Origin of the sequence: Mesoflavibacter zeaxanthinifaciens subsp. sabulilitoris (genome assembly GCF_014191595.1) — a bacterium.
Classification (GTDB): Bacteria; Bacteroidota; Bacteroidia; order Flavobacteriales; family Flavobacteriaceae; genus Mesoflavibacter; species Mesoflavibacter zeaxanthinifaciens.
In genome coordinates, this window is record NZ_JACHWV010000007.1 from 56,281 (window position 1) to 73,901 (window position 17,621).

The window sequence follows — 17,621 nt, forward strand, 5'->3', positions numbered from 1 at the left end:
AGTAATCCAAATACAAGATTAAATTTGAAAGCTTTAGTAATTTCTGGTGGCGGAAGTAAAGGTGCGTTTGCAGGTGGCGTCGCGCAATATTTGATAGAGCAAGAAGGTAGAGATTATGATATGTATTTGGGCACATCTACCGGTAGTTTGTTAATTCCGCATTTGGCAGCGCATGATATTGGTAAGCTGTATGATATTTATACGCATGTTAATCAGCATTCTATTTTTAATATTAACCCTTTTGTTGTTAAGAAAAAAGGCGATAGAGAATACGTGTCTATTAATTACTTTAATACTGTTTTACAGTTTATTAAACGTAAGAGAACCTTTGGAGAAAGTAAAAATTTAAGAAAGAATATTAAAGAGAATTTTACTAAAGAAGAATATGATCGTATTCGTGCTACTAAAGAAGACGTGATTGTTACTGTAACTAATTTATCTAAAAATAGAGCAGAGTATAAGTCTATTAAAGATTTTAGTTATGAAGAATTTTGCGACTGGATTTGGATTTCGTGCAATTTAGTACCGTTTATGTCTTTAGCAACTAAAGATGGTTTTGAGTATGCCGATGGTGGATTAGCTTGTGTTGTGCCAATAAGAGAAGCTATTTTAAGAGGTGCAACCGAAGTAGATGCGATTATTTTAGAAAGTGAAAACTTAGAGTATAACAAGGTTTTAGGTAAAAACCCGTTTTCTTTAATGATTAATCTATTTGGACATTTGTCTGATCAAGTAGAAAAAGGCGATATCGCAATAGGACGATTGGCAGCAAAACATAGAAATGTAAAGCTTAATCTATATTTTACACCTACAAAACTTACCGAAAACTCATTAATCTTTAATAAACAATTAATGGAAACCTGGTGGCAGCAAGGGTATCATTACGCTGAGTCCAAACATGCTATAGGGCAACCGATGGATCAAAGTGAAAAGTTTAAGGACGAAATAGAGCCTTAACTCTTACCAGATTTCAGATACTTCTTTTTTAATATAGTGTAAACCTGCATTGCTTGGTGCTGGTTTATCTAGCATTTCGTTTAAGATAGCTTCACGAAGTTTATCTGCATTATCAATTTTTTCGCTCATAGCGACTTTTCTAATTAATTGCACAGTTGCGCTTTTAGATGCATTGATAACACTCCAACAATTATCACTAAAGTAGATTTGTTGTGCTAGGTTGTGCTCAAACTCTTGCTCGATATTTTTTATTAATAAAGTTTCGTAGTCTTCTTTATTGTTTCCTACAGGAGCAACACGAAGTAATAATTTATTAGGAGAGATACGTTCTAAAAACAGCGTTAAACGTTCGTAAGCTTGTAATCGTATTGGTAAAGATTGTTTGTTAAGCTCTTTAGCTACTTCATATTTTCTGCGCTCAAATTCATTATTAAAGTATTCTCTAAAAAATAAGTAAGCAACAATACCAGTAATTAAAGCAGGTATACAATATAATAATAAAGTTAAAACTTGATCTTCCATGGATGTTTTTTGTTTATACAACAAACTTAATGTGTTTTAAATTATTGTACAAGTAAACCGATAATTGAATGAAAACCAACTTTGGTTGAACGAGAATCCTTACAAATAGATTGGTAGTACTTTTCTAATGTCTACCTCTTTATTTTTGGATTGCTATTAATCTTTTAAAATAAATCGTCAAGTTTCCTGATAGAGTTATTCTTGGCGATTTGTTATTAGATCATAATTTAACCTCAAAATTTTTAAAAATGAAAACCTTATTTAAACAAGCATTAGTCGTATTAGTACTTATAACATTATTTAATTGCGATAATGATGATGGTAATGCGCCAAATGAAAACGTTTGTAATTATCAAGGTCTTACTGCCGAAATTAATAGTACGCAAACTTTAATTCCAGAATCCGATTTACAAACAGATTATTTTCCAAATAATGATGGAACAGGTATGCCAGCTGTAGAAGTTTGGAGCACAGCAAGTCCAGGTGATACTTTTATAGTAACAAGAGCTGTAACAGATGGTGCTGTAGATGCAAATCCTGAAATTAGAATAGGTACTGTAGATTATACAGGTACTGTAACATGCCAAAGAGGAAATAGTGCTGTTGGTGATGAAATGAGATTTGATATCGTTTTATCTAATGGTAGTGAGGCTGAGTTATGTGTAATTATAGATACTGTAACTCCTTAAACTATTTGTATGAAATCTATAAAGTTTTTATTTGCAGTATTGTTAGTTATCACAATGTTTAATTGTGATAACAACGACGATGCACAAACAGATCCTGTAACTCCAACAGATGGATTTACACATAACAATGTATTTTACAATACACCAAATGCTTATTTTGAAATAGATGAAGATGATGACGATCCTAATATTGGTGGTGATGGTTATCCAGACAACTATAGTTTTTTCTTCTCTAATGGACGTATGTTTGATAATGACCCAGCAAATGTCAATGGTTTAAATGATGATTTTTTATTCTCTTTAAATACTACTAACTGGGTGTTTTTAAATGTAGAAGTTGTAGGTAATCCAAGTTTGTCTAATGCAGGTCCTTCTGCAGGAAACACTTATGTGGTTTCTAGTATAAACGACTCTGTAATAATAGAAAACGGTCAAATAAATGGTTTAAATCCTGCTTATTTTATTAACGGTGTGGAGTATGGAACAGGAGACGAAAATGTAGGCGTTTTTAATACTCCAGGTACGCAAGGTCCAAGTATAACAATTAATACAATAGATTTAGACGCTAACAATCCTTCTGCCAGTACAATAGATGTCGATTACACTTTTATGAATCAAAATGGAGAAGTCATTACAGGACATTACGAAGGAACCTTTGAAGTAATTTTAGATTAAAATGAAAGTATTTAGAAATATAATAGTTGCTTTAGTTCTTTTTACATCTTGTAATAATGACGACGATGTAAATAACGATGCAACAAATGAAACCCAATGCAACTATCAAGGGTTTTCATATTTAGATAACAATAATAACGATCAAACTTTAATTCCAGAGTCAGAATTAAATACACAGTATTTTCCAAATGCAAGTAATGGTCCATATGGAGCTCCAGGAATAGAAATTGCTTCATATACAGGTTCAACTACGCTGTTTTTTACTACTAATGTAATAGCATTAAACGATACAGGAACTGGATTAATTACTATTGATAATGGTACTGAGCAAACAGTTACTGTTACTTGTCAACGTGCTGGAACAGCAGTTGGTGACGAGGTGAGATTAGACGTTGTTTATGGAAGCGTAGAGGTCGAATTTTGTGTAATAATTGATGAGGTTTTATAAAATAGATAATTATGAAAATACAAATTAAGTATATAGTGATTTGTTTAGGTTTATTAGTTTTTAATTGTAAAGATGAAAATAAATCGCAAGCATTAGAAAAAACTACTAAAACCGAAACTTCAAAGCAATTAAGTAAAGCAGAGAAAACAGAAATAGTAAGATATTACTTAATAAATGGCAGAAAACTTCAAGAAAAAGATTTTCATGAAATTATTTTTTTAAATGATGCTTTTGATGGAGTAAAAGTAATTTACTACGAAGGTAAAGACGCTTTTTTTGGTTTTAAATTCTCTGAAGCATTACAATTTTATAACGCTAATAAAAAATAAAATTATGAAATCAATATTAAAAATTAGCTTACTATTTAGCATAATATTTTTAGTAGCTTGTAGTAATGATGACGATGGGTCAACAACTACAGGAAATACAAACGAATATTTTAAATACACAATAGATGGTGTAGAACGAATATTTGATTATGAGGTAGAAGGACATTTAGAAACAGATACTTCTACAATAATAGATAGATTTGAGATAAATGCATCAGGACAACAACCAAGTGGCGATTTAAGAAGAATTGCTGCTAGTTTTTCTTTTGATAGTAATGGTGTTTTTATGCCAGCTTCTACTTATAATTGGGGATTAGCTTTAGATAGTACTCCAACAGAAAAATTCTATTTTGCAGAAAGTACATCTACCAATTTGTTTGTTTTATCTGGTGATTTTGCAACGCACCCAATAGTTGCTTCAGTTACTTCGGCAAACCCATCAAATATAGGAGATTATTTAGAATTTACTTTTTCAGGAACTTTTGATGATAATGGTACAACCAGAACTATTTCAGGTGAATGTAGAGTACAACGAGATGCAGATCAAAATTATTAAAAATATAGATTATGAAAACAATACTAAAATTAAGCCTACTATTTACTTTAGTATTAATAGTAGCATGTGGTAACGATGACGATGAGTCATGTGTTGAACAAACATGGTATCAAGATGCAGATGGAGATGGTTTTGGAAATGCCAACCAAACACAAAATGCATGTACACAACCAAATGGATATGTATCTGATAATACAGATTGTGATGATTCTAATTCAGCATTATATCCAACTTCAATATCTATGGATGGAATAGATAACGATGGAAATGGATTAATAGATGAATGTGGCGAATGTCCTTCAGAAATATTAGGCAATAATATGGATGATGATTGTGATGGTGTAGTAGATGAAGAATGTGATATTGATTCCGATTGTGGAGTAGGAGAAACATGTTTTGATGGAAGTTGTCAAACAGTAACAACCTATTATGCTGATAATGACAATGATGGTTATGGAGATGCTTCAAACTCAACTCAAGCTGGTAATACACCACCAACAGGATATGTATTAGATAATACAGACTGTGATGATACTAATGCTTCTATAAATCCAGGAGCAACCGAAATACCAGATAATAATATAGACGAAGATTGTGATGTAAATTCTAGTAAAGACTATACTTTTTATGCAGATGTTGATGGCGATGGTTATGGAGATATAAATAATCCTTTAGTTGCTAGTTGTCCTGCACCTTGTAATGCAGAAGAACAAATGACAATACCAACTGGATATGTGTTTAACAGTTTGGATTGTGATGATCAAAACGCAAGTATTAATCCTTTTGAAGCTGAAAACACAACAGATGGTATTGATAACAATTGTAATGGTAATATAGATGTGGTGTATTATTATCAAGATGTTGATGGAGATGGTTTTGGAGATTCCAATGATGCAGGAACAACAGTAAACTTTACAGGAAGTTCTACAAATAATACAGATTGTAATGATAATGATTCTAATGTTTATTTTGGAGCTCCAGAAATTCAAGATGGAATAGATAATAATTGTAACGGTTTAGTAGATGAGTTTTAATAAACTTCTAAAACCATTACTTTTGTAATCATCAATTAAATAAAAACTATTGAAACATAAAAAATTCCATATCATATTGCTCTTCTTTTTGATATGGAGTTTTTCTTTTTCACAACAATACACCAATTATACGACTCAAGATGGTTTACCAAGTAACCATGTGTATAAGCTAACTCAAGATTATAAAGGGATTATTTGGTTTGCTACAGATAAAGGGTTGGTAAAATACAATGGTTCTACCTTTAAAACTTTTACCACAAAAGATGGTTTAGCAACCAACGATATTTGGAATATTTTGCCAACCAAAGACGATAAGCTTTGGTTCTTGTCTAAAACATCTAGTTTAGGTTATATTAAAAATGATAGCGTTTATAATTTTAAAAGTGATAAGAAAGACGAAATTTTCTATCCAATTTTCACCAGTCATTTAGCAAATGAAGTTATTCTAACAAGTCCTTCAAAGTCACACAGGTTAATCGATAATCAATGGAAAACAGTACTAGAAAATAAATTTAGAAGCGATAATTTTTTCCTTTACGTTAAGCATTCTAACATTAAAAACATAGAGCTGATTTATCCATTAGATTCTATTAAAATTCACACAAAATCTAATGAATCAAAAGAATTTAAATTCAAAAATGGGTTGTCTAGCATCCATAAGCGTGGTCAAATAACAGATAGTTTGTTTTATTTTATAGACAATAAATCATATCACATACTTAATCTTAGTACACAACAATTACATAGTAAAACATTTAAAGAGCAACTTAATGTAGAATCTGTAAAATATTCTCGTATTAATTTGGTTAACAATAAATTGCAAATAACAGGAAATGGTTTTGTTGGTGTATTAGATAAAGATTTCAACATTAAAAACAGATTTGATTTTCCTGAAGCACTAGAAGCACATTTTGGATTGATTGATAATTCTGGTTCTATTTGGTTAAGCTCTTTTAATAATGGTGTGTATCAAATTTCTAAATCGCAAAAAGAGAATCGCTACTATTTACAAAATGATAAAATTTTAGATCTAAAATCGGTTAATAATAAACTGCTTATAAATGTATTTAACAAAGGTTTTTTTCACTATAATATAAAAGATAAAACCCTAAATCCATATGTAACACAAGACGATTTCTTTTTTGATGCCAACTTTATACAGCAAACAAATACTGAATATTTTCTTTCTAAAACATCTATTTACAGTAAAACAAAAAGCAAAATTTCCAAAAAACAATATGCAATAGATTTAGAAGCAGAATCAGACATCTTTAGGCAATTTGTATATTTCAATAATACTATTTACGCTGTGTTTTCAACAGGAATAGCAAAATTAGACTCTAAAACATTTCATGTTGAGGAAGAATATTACCAAAACGGAATCACGCAAATATTACTATTTAAAAACCGACTGCTTATCGCTACCAACAATGGTTTAAAAGAATTAAAAGATAGTAACATTGAAACCGTACGTTTTAAAAATGAAAAGTTTAATAAGTCCATTTTAAGCTTAACCAAAACTAAAAATCAAATAGTTGTTAATACCGACGGTTTTGGAAGTTACATTACCAATTTAGAGACTATTGCACCATTACAAAAATCAGAATTTTTAATCGTTAATAATGCTTATTCAAATAATAATTCAATTTGGCTAGCAACCGTTTCTGGTGTATTGCAATACGACAAAACCGATCAAGAATACCAATATTCAAAAACGTTTGATACTTCAAATGGATTACCAACAAACCAAGTAAACACTGTTTTTGTAGAAGATAATACGTTGATTGTAGGCACAAATTCTGGTTTAATTTCAATACCTTTAATGGCAAAAGCTACCAATCAATTTATCGATATATATGTAGATGAAATCTATTTTAACGACAATAAGATTTCAAACAAAGCTTACTTTAAATTTCAAGATAATAACAGTCTTAATGTTACTGTTTCAACTATCGATTTTTCAAATGATAAAGGCAAAACAACGTTTCAATATAAATTAAACCCAATTCAAAATCAATGGACTGTTTCTAATACATCGCTTATAAATTTCAACAATTTAAAACCAGATAAATACACGCTTGTTATAAAAAAGAATGATAAAGAAAAATTATTTCAATTTACCATTCAGCCTTTATGGTGGCAAACCTTGTGGTTTAAAACTTTACTTGGTTGTTTAATCACTACCTTGTTGGTATCTACAGTTTGGAAGGTAAGTCAGCAAATACAAAAGAAAAAAGACCAAAAGCTTATTCAGGAAAAGCAATTATCAGAAATTCAATTAAAAGCCCTTCGAAGTCAAATGAATCCGCATTTTGTATTCAATTCTTTGTCGGCAATTCAGTATTACATCAACGAAAATAATTACGAAGCATCAGAGCAATATTTAGTAAAGTTCTCAAAACTAATTAGACAATTTTTTGAACTGTCTAAACAAAATGAAATCACTTTAAAAGATGAAATTAATTTACTAAAAAGTTATTTAGAAATTGAAAAACTACGATTTAAAGATCGATTAGATTTTGAGATTTTTTGCGATGAAAACATAAACACCAACAAGGTTAAAATTCCAACCATGTTACTGCAACCCATAGTTGAAAACGCTGTAAATCATGGTGTTTTTAATAAAGTTGAAAACGGAAAAGTAACCTTAAAATTTAATCAAATTGATGAGCAAACAATAAAGGTGAAAATTATAGATGATGGTGTTGGTTTTGAAAATACAAAAACCGAAAAAAACAAGCACAAATCATCAATCGTAATATCAGATCGAATAAAGTTTTTAAACCAAACCGATAAATGGAAAATCACATATAAAAATGAGGTTTTAAGTCCTGATTTAGACGATAAAGGAAATCAAGCTATATTTACAATAACCAATTTAAGTTGATGAGCCAATTAACAGCCATATTAGTAGACGACGAAATTTCTAACCTAAAAGGCTTAGAAAAAAAGCTTAATACGTTTTTTCCAGAAATAGAGATTGCTGGTATGTTCCAATCGCCAGAAGATGCTATAAATGCCATAAACGCAACACAGTTTGATGTTTTGTTTTTAGATATACAAATGCCAAGAATTGATGGTTTTGAGTTGTTAACTCGATTAAAACATATCAATTTTCAGATCATTTTTGTGACGGCTTACAGCGACTATGCAATAGAGGCTTTTAAACAATCTGCAGTCGATTATATTTTAAAACCAATAGATAATGATGATTTAAAAGTTGCGGTACAAAAAGCATTAGCAAATATTTCTTCAGAAAAAGAAAAGCAGTCTAGTTCTAAACTATTGGATTTATTATCAGATACAGTTAAAAAAAATAAAGTAATTGTACCAACCTCAAAAGGTATATCTTTTATTCCTGAAGAAGAAGTGATGCATTTAGAAGGTTATGAAGGTTACACAAAAATTCACCTAACCAACAAATCAATGTTAACAAGTTCTTACAATTTGGGTAAGTTTGAAAAAGCTTTAGGTTCAAAGTTTTTTAAATGTCATAAATCGCATATCATCAATTTAGAACACGTTAGACACTTTGAAAATGAAGGTTACATTGTTTTAGATAATGACTACCGTGTGCCAATTTCTAAAACAAATAAAAAGGCATTCTTAAATCTTTTTAAATAAAAACACAAACAATAGGGTAACAAAAAAGAAGTGCTACTTATATAAAAGTGAACTAAAAAATAAATCAGTAATTATGAAAACAACAAACAAAACCTCAAAACAATTACTAGCAATCCTGTTAGTAATTAGCGCTTTCTTTTATTCTTGTGAAAAAAACGAAAGCATTGACGATCCTTACATTGAGGATCCATCAGGAAGCACTTTAAACCAAGGTGCAAGCATACAAAGAAGTTTTATGGGTAGAATTGTAAACCAATCTAATCTAGCCTTAGATAACGTTAATATTACTATTGGCACTAAAACAGCTGTTACGGATAGTAATGGTTATTTTATAATAAATGATGTTACGGTATCCGAGAGACAAGCATTTATTTTGGCAGAAAAACCAGGTTTTTTAAATGGTATGCGATCTGTTGTGCCAACACAAGGTGTTAATCAGGTAAAAATAATGATGGTTACAGAAAACCTAGCTGGTACAGTAGCTTCTGGAACAAGTAGTGAAGTTACTTTAACCAACGGAACAAAAGTTGCGTTTGATGGAAATTTTAAAGATGAAAACGGTAACGCCTATTCAGGAAATGTAGATGTGTACATGTATCATTTAGATCCTGCAAATCCAGAAGTTGAAAACATTATGCCAGGAAATTTACAGGCACAAAACACTAATGGTCAAGAAAGATTATTAGAGACTTATGGAATGATAAACGTAGAACTAAAAGGTGATTCTGGTCAAAAATTAAACATTGCAGATGCTAGTGTAGCCGAAATTGAATTACCAATAGATCCAGCACAAAGTGGTGTAGCACCATCAACAATACCATTATGGCATTTTGATGAGGTTAATGGTTATTGGGTTGAAGACGGACAAGCAACCTTAAGTGGTGGAAAATATGTTGGTCAAGTATCTCATTTCTCTTGGTGGAATTGTGATGCTCAATTTCCAACAGTAAACCTATGTTTAAATGTTGTTGATAATGCAAACTCACCTTTATCAAGTGTAAGAGTAGAATTATGGAGAAATGGTGCTGTTTACCCAAGAGTAGGAATTTCTGATGGTAACGGAGAGATTTGTGGTTTAATACCAGCAAACGAAACATTAACTTTAAAAGCGTTTGATCAATGCAGTGTAGAAGTGTATAGTACTACAATAGGACCTTTCTCTTCAGATACTAATCTAGGAAATATCGTTTTAGCTACTGTAACCTCTACAACAATTACAGGTAATTTAGTAGATTGTTCTAATGCCAACGTTACTAACGGTTACGTAGTAATGGATTATGGAAACCAAGAAGCATCGGCGCAAATAACTAATGGTGCATTTTCTTTTTCTGTATTGCAATGCCCATCTGTTACTGATTTTACAATAGAAGGTGTAGATTATGATGCGTTTCAAACCACAAATCTGTTAAACTATAACTTTTCTAACACTAGTATTGGTAATATAATTGCATGTAATGCGGTAACAGAATTTATAAGCATTCAAGTAGATACTGATCCTGTTGAGTATTTTATTGCTAATATTAACACAGATCAATACACTCAAGGATCAGGATTTTCTGTAAATGCAAATTCTGGATCAGCTGGTACTAATGAATGGTTTTATTTAGGAGTGGGCGATACTACTCTTGGTACATATGCCATAAGCAACAATGGAGTGGTAGGTATTGAAGCGAATATAGATATGGACTATAGTATTCCTAATACATTACAATTTACATTATCTAGTTATGGTGCTGTAGGGCAGTACATAGATGGAACTGTAACAGGTACTTTCACAGATAACTCAGGTAATGTTAGAACACTTTCTATAACAATACACGTATTAAGAGATAGTTAATAGACACTATAATTTAAAGAAAAAAGCCATTTCAATTTTGAAATGGCTTTCTTTTTATGCTTTCCCACCTAAATGAGGACAATTTTTTAAGCTTTGCATACCATTAAACGGGACAGCTACTTTATCGTAATGATAAGTTCCGTCAAGTTCTTTACTTAAATTATGATCGTCTACATTAACTTCAATGTCATTCATTTTAAACTGGCAAGGATGTTCGTAACCTGCAGCGTGAGTAATTTCTAAAAATTCTTTTTTAAAGGTGTTAAAGTATTGTGCTAAACGTTCGCTTTTTAAAGGTACATCAATACCACGTTGTAGCCATTTATTTTGTGTTGCAACACCTGCAGGACAACGATTGGTATGACAAACTTGTGCTTGTATACAACCAATACTCATCATAGCTTCACGCGCTACATTTATACAATCTGCGCCCATGGCGAATGCCATAGCAGCTTTTGCAGGAAATCCTAATTTGCCACTACCAATAAAGACGATACGCTCTGTTAACCCTTTGTCTTTAAATAATTTGTATAAATCACCAAAAGCATAAACCCATGGTAAAGACACGTGGTCTGCAAAACTTGGTGGTGCAGCACCAGTACCACCTTCGCCACCATCAACAGTAATAAAATCTGGACCTTTATTGTTGGCTTTCATATAATCTGCAAGTTCTTCCCATTGTCCAAGTTTACCAATAGCAGCTTTTATACCAACAGGTAAACCGGTTTCATGTGCAATTGCTTCTACAAATTCTACTAATTCAGGAATGGTATTAAAAGCCGAATGATTTGGAGGTGATAATACATCTTCACCCATTGGCACGTGTCTAATTTCAGAGATTTCTTTAGTGATTTTACTACCAGGTAAAACACCACCTTTTCCTGGTTTTGCACCTTGAGACAATTTAACCTCTATTGCTCTAACAAAAGGATTGTCTTTGACTAATTGTTTTAATTTTTCCATAGAAAAATTTCCATCATCATCTCTAACGCCAAAATATCCTGTACCAAAATGAAATACAACATCACCACCATGTTTATGATATGGTGATAAACCACCTTCGCCAGTGTTATGATATGCATCAGCTATTTTTACACCTTTATTTAAAGATTCTATAGCTTTTGCAGATAAAGAGCCAAAACTCATTGCAGATACGTTAATTACAGATGCTGGTCGGTATGGACGTTTACGATTGTTGTATTGCCCCATAACCTTTGCACATGGTAAAAAATGGTTGTCTTTTTTATTTGGATGATTGTCTTCTAATTTATAAGGAAGCATTGCATTATTTATAAAAATATGCTGATGCGCATAAATATCTCTATCGGTACCAAAACCTTCATAGTTGTTTTCGTTTTTTGAAGACGCATAAACCCAACCACGTTCTATACGATTAAATGGTAGCTCTTCTCGATTATTAGCAACAAGATATTGTCTTAACTCTGGACCAATACTTTCTAGCATATACCTAATATGACCAACAACAGGAAAGTTATGACTTATGGTATGTTTACGTTGAATAATATCGCGTACCGCAACTAAAGCAAGAGCTATAATTATCCACATCCACCAAGAGATGTTAGAAAGAAAACTTAATAGTGTATCCATGAATTTATAAGTTGTTTTTTCAAAAATAGTAAAATTACAATGCTAATATTTCTGTTAAGTTAATATAATTATAAAATTGAAAGGTTACACATTCTAAATATTATCTTTAGTATATGACCACAAAAACCAAAAAAACCGGATTAATCGCAATTTTATCAATAATCGTATTGATTGCTGGCTATTTTATTACTAAAACTAGTATTTTAAATAAAGTTGAAAACTATTTGTCTAATCTACCAGAACACATTGAGTTGCAATATAAATCTATAGATTTAGACTTGTTGAATGGTAATTTTAAGATACAAGAAGTTTTACTTACGGTAAAAGGAAAAACTACCGAAAAAATAAACACGCAGTTAGAATTTAAAACACTATCTATTAAAGATTTTAGTTATTGGAATTATTGGAAAAACAATACAATTGATGTTGAAAATATAAACGTAAAATCTCCAAAAATCACTCACTTTTATAACAAACAAGTATCATCTAAAGATTTTAATACTCAAATAAAAAATCAGGTTAAAAAACCTATTTATATCGAATCTTTTTCTGTAGAAAATGCCAATGTTGAAATTTTTGATTTTAATACTGAAGATGTACTTTTTAAATCAGAACAATTAAACTTATCTACATCAAATATTGTTTTTAATGCAAATACATCTAATGCTAAAGTTCCTTTTAGATTTGAAGAGTTTAAATTGTCAACCAACAATATGTTTTATGTATTAAACGATTTTGAAAACTTGACTGTAAATAAAACTGAAGTCCATAAAAACAACGCAACGTTTTTCGATTTAAAAATCAAAACAAAATATGAAAAGCAAGAACTTTCTAAACACTTAAAAGTAGAACGTGATTACTATGATTTAAATGTTGAAGAGATTGTAGTCAATGACTTTGCAACAAACTTTAAAAATGATAGTGTTTTTAGTTTTACAACAGAGAATATAGTTATAAAGCAGCCAAATTTCAACATTTATAGAGATAAGTTAGTAGCAGATGATTTGTCTGTAAAACCTATGTACAGTAAACAATTAAGAGATTTAAATTTCGATTTAAAAGTAAAAAATGTGCAAATTAAAAATGCTTTTATCACTTATGAAGAGAAGGTAAAACAAGATAAGCCTGCTGGTCAAATAAAATTTACTAATCTAAATGCAAACATTAGTCATTTAGGCAATGCTTTTACTAATTTGGGTACTACAAAAATTGATGTTACCTCTAAATTTATGGATAATTCCAATTTAAAAGTTAGTTGGGATTTTGACGTTAATAACCAATTAGATCAATTTGTTTTTAAAGCAGATATAGGAGTTTTAAATGCAAGTCAACTAAACCAATTTATGGAGCCTAATTTAAATATAAGATTAGATGGTCAACTACAGAAAACTTACTTTACAATAAATGGAAACTCTGATGTTTCAAATATTGATTTAAAAACTAAATATGAAAATTTTGATATAATTGTTTTAAAAGAAAATGGCGAAGAAAAAAATAAGTTTTTGTCAGGTTTAATAAATCTATTTGTATCAAATAACAGTAATGATCAATCAGATAATTTTAGAAAAGCAACAGCTAAAAATATACAACGTGTTAAACATAAATCGGTTTTTAATTTTATATGGATTAATATAAGAGCAGGACTTAAAGAAGCTATGCTGTAATTGTTTATAATTATTGATAAAAACCTTTAGTAAAACCAAGTGGTATGGTTATTTTTACAACAAAAATTTTTACCCTTGGAAAAGTATCTTTCTCAACTTAACGACGCGCAATTAGAACCAACAATACAAGTAGATGGACCAATGATTATTATTGCTGGTGCAGGTTCTGGTAAAACAAGAGTATTAACGTATCGTATAGCTTACTTAATGCATAAAGGCGTAGATTCCTTTAGTATTTTAGCATTAACATTTACCAATAAAGCTGCACGCGAAATGAAAGAGCGTATTGCTCAAATTGTTGGCGAAAGTGAAGCTAAAAACCTTTGGATGGGTACATTTCACTCCGTTTTTGCACGTATTTTAAGAGTAGAAGGTCATCATTTAGGTTTTCCGAGTAATTTTACAATTTACGATACGCAAGATTCTCAAAAACTTTTAGGATCGATTATCAAAGAGATGAATTTAGATAAAGACCTGTATAAAACTAAACAAGTTTACAGCAGGATTTCATCTTACAAAAACAGTTTAATTACTGTAAAAGCTTACTTTAATAATGCAGAATTGATGGAAGCAGATGCTATGGCTAGGCGACCACAAATGGGTAATATTTATAAAGCATATGTAGATCGTTGTTTTAAAGCTGGTGCTATGGATTTTGATGATTTATTATTGCGTACAAACGAGCTTTTAACACGTTTTCCAACCGTTTTAGCAAAATATCAGGACAAGTTTAGATACATTTTGGTAGACGAGTATCAGGATACAAACCATAGTCAGTATTTAATTGTACGCGCGTTGGCAGATCGTTTTCAAAATATATGTGTGGTTGGTGATGATGCGCAGAGTATTTATGCCTTTCGTGGTGCAAATATTAATAACATTCTTAATTTTCAGCGTGATTATGATAATGTAAAATTGTATCGATTAGAACAAAATTACCGTTCTACAAAAAATATTGTTGGTGCAGCAAATTCAGTGATTGATCATAACCAAACTAAGTTGGATAAAGTAGTTTGGACAGCTAATGAAGAAGGACCAAAAGTAAAAGTGCATCGAAGTTTAACCGATGGTGACGAAGGTCGTTATGTAGCAAGCACCATTTGGGAAACCAAAATGAATCAGCAACTTAACAATAGCGATTTTGCCATTTTATACCGTACCAATGCACAGTCTAGAGCAATGGAAGACGCGTTACGTAAACGAAATATTCCGTACAGAATTTATGGCGGTTTAAGTTTCTATCAACGTAAAGAAATTAAAGATGTATTGTCTTACTTACGTTTAATTTTAAATCCATCTGATGAAGAAGCTTTAAAACGAATTATTAATTATCCAGCTAGAGGTATTGGTCAAACGACTATAGATCGTTTAGTGGTTGCAGCCAACGGTTTAGGAAAAACCATCTGGGAAATTTTAAAAGAAATAGATACGGTTCAAGTAAATATAAATAACGGTACCAAAAATAAATTGCGTGACTTTGTAACCTTAATTGAAAGTTATCAAGTGATGAATCAAACAGCTACCGCTTTTGAACTTGCAGAACACGTTGTGAAATCTAGTGGTTTAATGCGCGAGTTTAATAAAGACGGAACTCCAGAAGGTGTAACAAGACTAGAAAACGTTGAAGAATTGCTAAACGGTGTTAAAGATTTTGTTGAAGGACAGCAAGAATTAGCAGATGCCAAAGGTGATTTAGCCGAGTTTTTAGAAGATGTTGCATTAGCTACAGATTTAGATAATGAAAAAGGAGATGATGATGTTGTGGCATTAATGACCATTCACCTTGCAAAAGGACTAGAATTTAATAATGTTTTTGTAGTAGGTTTAGAAGAAGATTTATTCCCAAGTGCTATGAGCATGAATACGCGTAGCGAGCTGGAAGAGGAACGAAGACTGTTTTACGTAGCTTTAACCAGAGCCGAAAAACAAGCCTATTTAACGTATGCTTTATCACGTTACCGTTGGGGAAAATTAGTAGATTCAGAACCAAGTAGGTTTATAGAAGAAATAGACGATCAGTTTATAGAAAATATTACTCCAAAAGAAGAAAGACGTATCAATCCAATGTTATCTGCAGACATCTTTGGAGATGTAGAACCAAATAAGGTTAGGTTTAAAAAGCCAATCCAACCTAAGTTTAAAAAGAAAGAAAAGAAAGCGCCGGAAAAGTTTACACCATCAACACCTAAAAACCTCAAAAAAGTAGATGCTTTAGGTAAAAACGATGTGCCAAGTACCAACTTATTTGATGGTAATTTAGCTGTTGGTAATATTGTAAGTCATATGCGATTTGGAAAAGGAGAAGTCTTAAAAATAGAAGGAAAAGGAACCGATACCAAAGCAGAAATTAAATTTGAAGTTGCTGGAGTTAAAAAGCTGTTATTACGTTTTGCAAAATTAGATGTAATAGGGTAACTTTAGTTCAAAGTTCAAAGTCTAAAAGTTTGAAGAGTAACGTCTCTTCGAGTGTTTTGCGAGGTATTATCAAAATGTATCGAGAAGTTTTAATTTAATAATAAAACAAATGGCAAATATTATTAGAATATACGAAGAAAACCCAAACCCAAAAGCGATTAAGCAAGTAGTAGAGGTATTAAAAAAAGGAGGTTTAATAATATATCCAACAGATACTGTTTATGGTTTAGGATGTGATATCACAAATACAAAAGCACTAGAAAAAATCGCACGTATAAAAGGCGTAAAATTGGATAAAGCAAACTTCTCATTTATTTGTCACGACTTAAGTAATCTATCAGATTATGTTAAGCAAATAGATACTAAAACCTTTAAAATCCTAAAACGCGCTTTACCAGGACCATACACATTTATTTTACCAGGTTCTAAAACCTTACCAGCTGCATTTAAAAAGAAAAAAGAAGTTGGTATACGTGTACCTAATAATAATATTGCTTTAGAAATTGTAAAACTTTTAGGTAACCCTATTGTCTCAACATCTATTAGAGATGAAGACGAAATTATAGAATACACAACAGATCCAGAGTTAATTCTAGAAAAATGGGACAACTTAGTAGATTTAGTTATTGATGGAGGATACGGAGATAATCAAGCATCTACAGTTGTTGATTTATCACAAGACGAACCTTTAATTGTTAGAGAAGGAAAAGGAAGTTTAGAGATTTTTTAGTATTTGTTGTTTAGAAAAAGTTTTGCCTAGCTATCTATTTTAAATATTTCACTTCGAGTGATTTACGAAGTATGAGTAAATTGTATCGAGAAGTAGTTTTATGATATTGAATTTTCTTTAATCGTAGAAAATAAACTAAAATAAAAAATGAAACCAACCAATAACCACATTAACTACATCGAATTAAAAGCAACCAATCTAGAAGCTACAAAAACCTTTTACAGCAACGCTTTTGGTTGGCAGTTTACAGATTATGGCGATAGTTATATTGCTTTTGAATCTAGCGGACTAGATGGTGGTTTTGAAAAAACAAATCAACCAATTGTAAATGGTGCATTAGTGGTTTTGTATCATAACGATTTAGAAAGTATTAAATCAAAACTAATTCAATTAGGCGCGACAATTTCTGTAGATATATTTTCTTTTCCTGGCGGAAAGCGCTTTCAATTTTTAGATCCTTCGGGTAATGAGCTAGCTATTTGGAGTGAATAATTTATCCATAAAAAAAGCCCAACTTAAAGTTGAGCTTTTTC

General features: G+C 31.0%; 16 protein-coding genes. 14 read left to right on the forward strand and 2 right to left on the reverse strand.

Going from position 1 to position 17,621, the window contains the following annotated elements; all coding sequences use genetic code 11:
• Nucleotides 1-24: 24 nt before the first annotated feature.
• Nucleotides 25-957, forward strand: coding sequence for a patatin-like phospholipase family protein (locus FHS04_RS11310; RefSeq protein WP_027879747.1), 933 nt, complete (start codon nucleotides 25-27; stop codon nucleotides 955-957).
• Nucleotides 958-960: 3 nt separating this feature from the next.
• Here FHS04_RS11310 and FHS04_RS11315 read toward each other — a convergent pair whose 3' ends face one another.
• The gene (locus FHS04_RS11315; protein WP_027879748.1) at nucleotides 961-1,479 is read right to left on the reverse strand and encodes a DUF7935 family protein; all 519 of its coding nucleotides are present in this window, start codon (nucleotides 1,477-1,479) and stop codon (nucleotides 961-963) included.
• 248 nt (nucleotides 1,480-1,727) lie between these two features.
• On the opposite strand from FHS04_RS11315, the gene FHS04_RS11320 reads away from it, so the two are divergent.
• The 9 genes from FHS04_RS11320 to FHS04_RS11360 all read left to right on the forward strand — a co-directional run bounded on the left by FHS04_RS11320 (nucleotide 1,728) and on the right by FHS04_RS11360 (nucleotide 10,671).
• Nucleotides 1,728-2,168: a hypothetical protein gene (locus FHS04_RS11320; RefSeq protein ID WP_106678653.1), complete on the forward strand. Its 441-nt coding sequence runs from the start codon at nucleotides 1,728-1,730 to the stop codon at nucleotides 2,166-2,168.
• Between the two features lie 9 nt (nucleotides 2,169-2,177).
• A complete protein-coding gene (locus FHS04_RS11325) occupies nucleotides 2,178-2,843 on the forward strand; it encodes a hypothetical protein (RefSeq protein ID WP_146131303.1) in 666 nt (221 codons plus the stop codon).
• Nucleotide 2,844: 1 nt separating this feature from the next.
• Entirely contained in the window at nucleotides 2,845-3,291 is a 447-nt protein-coding gene (locus FHS04_RS11330) for a hypothetical protein (RefSeq protein WP_106678649.1), read from the forward strand.
• 11 nt (nucleotides 3,292-3,302) lie between these two features.
• On the forward strand, nucleotides 3,303-3,620 hold the full coding sequence (locus FHS04_RS11335) for a hypothetical protein (RefSeq protein WP_106678647.1): 318 nt from the start codon (nucleotides 3,303-3,305) through the stop codon (nucleotides 3,618-3,620).
• A gap of 4 nt (nucleotides 3,621-3,624) precedes the next feature.
• Nucleotides 3,625-4,176, forward strand: a complete 552-nt coding sequence (locus FHS04_RS11340) for a hypothetical protein (RefSeq protein WP_106678645.1) — start codon at nucleotides 3,625-3,627, stop codon at nucleotides 4,174-4,176.
• A gap of 11 nt (nucleotides 4,177-4,187) precedes the next feature.
• Complete coding sequence (locus FHS04_RS11345; protein WP_106678643.1) at nucleotides 4,188-5,210, forward strand: putative metal-binding motif-containing protein; 1,023 nt, start codon at nucleotides 4,188-4,190, stop codon at nucleotides 5,208-5,210.
• A 49-nt stretch (nucleotides 5,211-5,259) separates the two neighbouring features.
• Nucleotides 5,260-8,097, forward strand: a complete 2,838-nt coding sequence (locus FHS04_RS11350) for a sensor histidine kinase (RefSeq protein ID WP_146131302.1) — start codon at nucleotides 5,260-5,262, stop codon at nucleotides 8,095-8,097.
• Nucleotides 8,097-8,834 (forward strand): LytR/AlgR family response regulator transcription factor, encoded by a 738-nt coding sequence (locus FHS04_RS11355; RefSeq protein ID WP_106678639.1) that lies wholly within the window; start codon nucleotides 8,097-8,099, stop codon nucleotides 8,832-8,834. Before FHS04_RS11350 ends, FHS04_RS11355 begins: the two co-directional genes overlap by 1 nt.
• Nucleotides 8,835-8,907: 73 nt before the next feature.
• Entirely contained in the window at nucleotides 8,908-10,671 is a 1,764-nt protein-coding gene (locus FHS04_RS11360; RefSeq protein ID WP_106678637.1) for a carboxypeptidase-like regulatory domain-containing protein, read from the forward strand.
• A gap of 54 nt (nucleotides 10,672-10,725) precedes the next feature.
• Here FHS04_RS11360 and FHS04_RS11365 read toward each other — a convergent pair whose 3' ends face one another.
• Nucleotides 10,726-12,279, reverse strand: coding sequence for an FMN-binding glutamate synthase family protein (locus FHS04_RS11365; RefSeq protein WP_106678635.1), 1,554 nt, complete (start codon nucleotides 12,277-12,279; stop codon nucleotides 10,726-10,728).
• Nucleotides 12,280-12,392: 113 nt separating this feature from the next.
• On the opposite strand from FHS04_RS11365, the gene FHS04_RS11370 reads away from it, so the two are divergent.
• From FHS04_RS11370 to FHS04_RS11385, 4 genes are all read left to right on the forward strand, one after another.
• On the forward strand, nucleotides 12,393-13,943 hold the full coding sequence (locus FHS04_RS11370) for a hypothetical protein (protein WP_106678633.1): 1,551 nt from the start codon (nucleotides 12,393-12,395) through the stop codon (nucleotides 13,941-13,943).
• Between the two features lie 75 nt (nucleotides 13,944-14,018).
• Nucleotides 14,019-16,358 carry an ATP-dependent helicase gene (locus FHS04_RS11375; RefSeq protein ID WP_106678631.1) on the forward strand — a complete coding sequence of 780 codons (2,340 nt, stop codon included), beginning with the start codon at nucleotides 14,019-14,021 and terminating at the stop codon, nucleotides 16,356-16,358.
• A gap of 109 nt (nucleotides 16,359-16,467) precedes the next feature.
• Nucleotides 16,468-17,088, forward strand: coding sequence for an L-threonylcarbamoyladenylate synthase (locus FHS04_RS11380; RefSeq protein ID WP_106678629.1), 621 nt, complete (start codon nucleotides 16,468-16,470; stop codon nucleotides 17,086-17,088).
• A 147-nt stretch (nucleotides 17,089-17,235) separates the two neighbouring features.
• Nucleotides 17,236-17,580 carry a VOC family protein gene (locus FHS04_RS11385; protein ID WP_106678627.1) on the forward strand — a complete coding sequence of 115 codons (345 nt, stop codon included), beginning with the start codon at nucleotides 17,236-17,238 and terminating at the stop codon, nucleotides 17,578-17,580.
• Nucleotides 17,581-17,621: the final 41 nt, after the last annotated feature.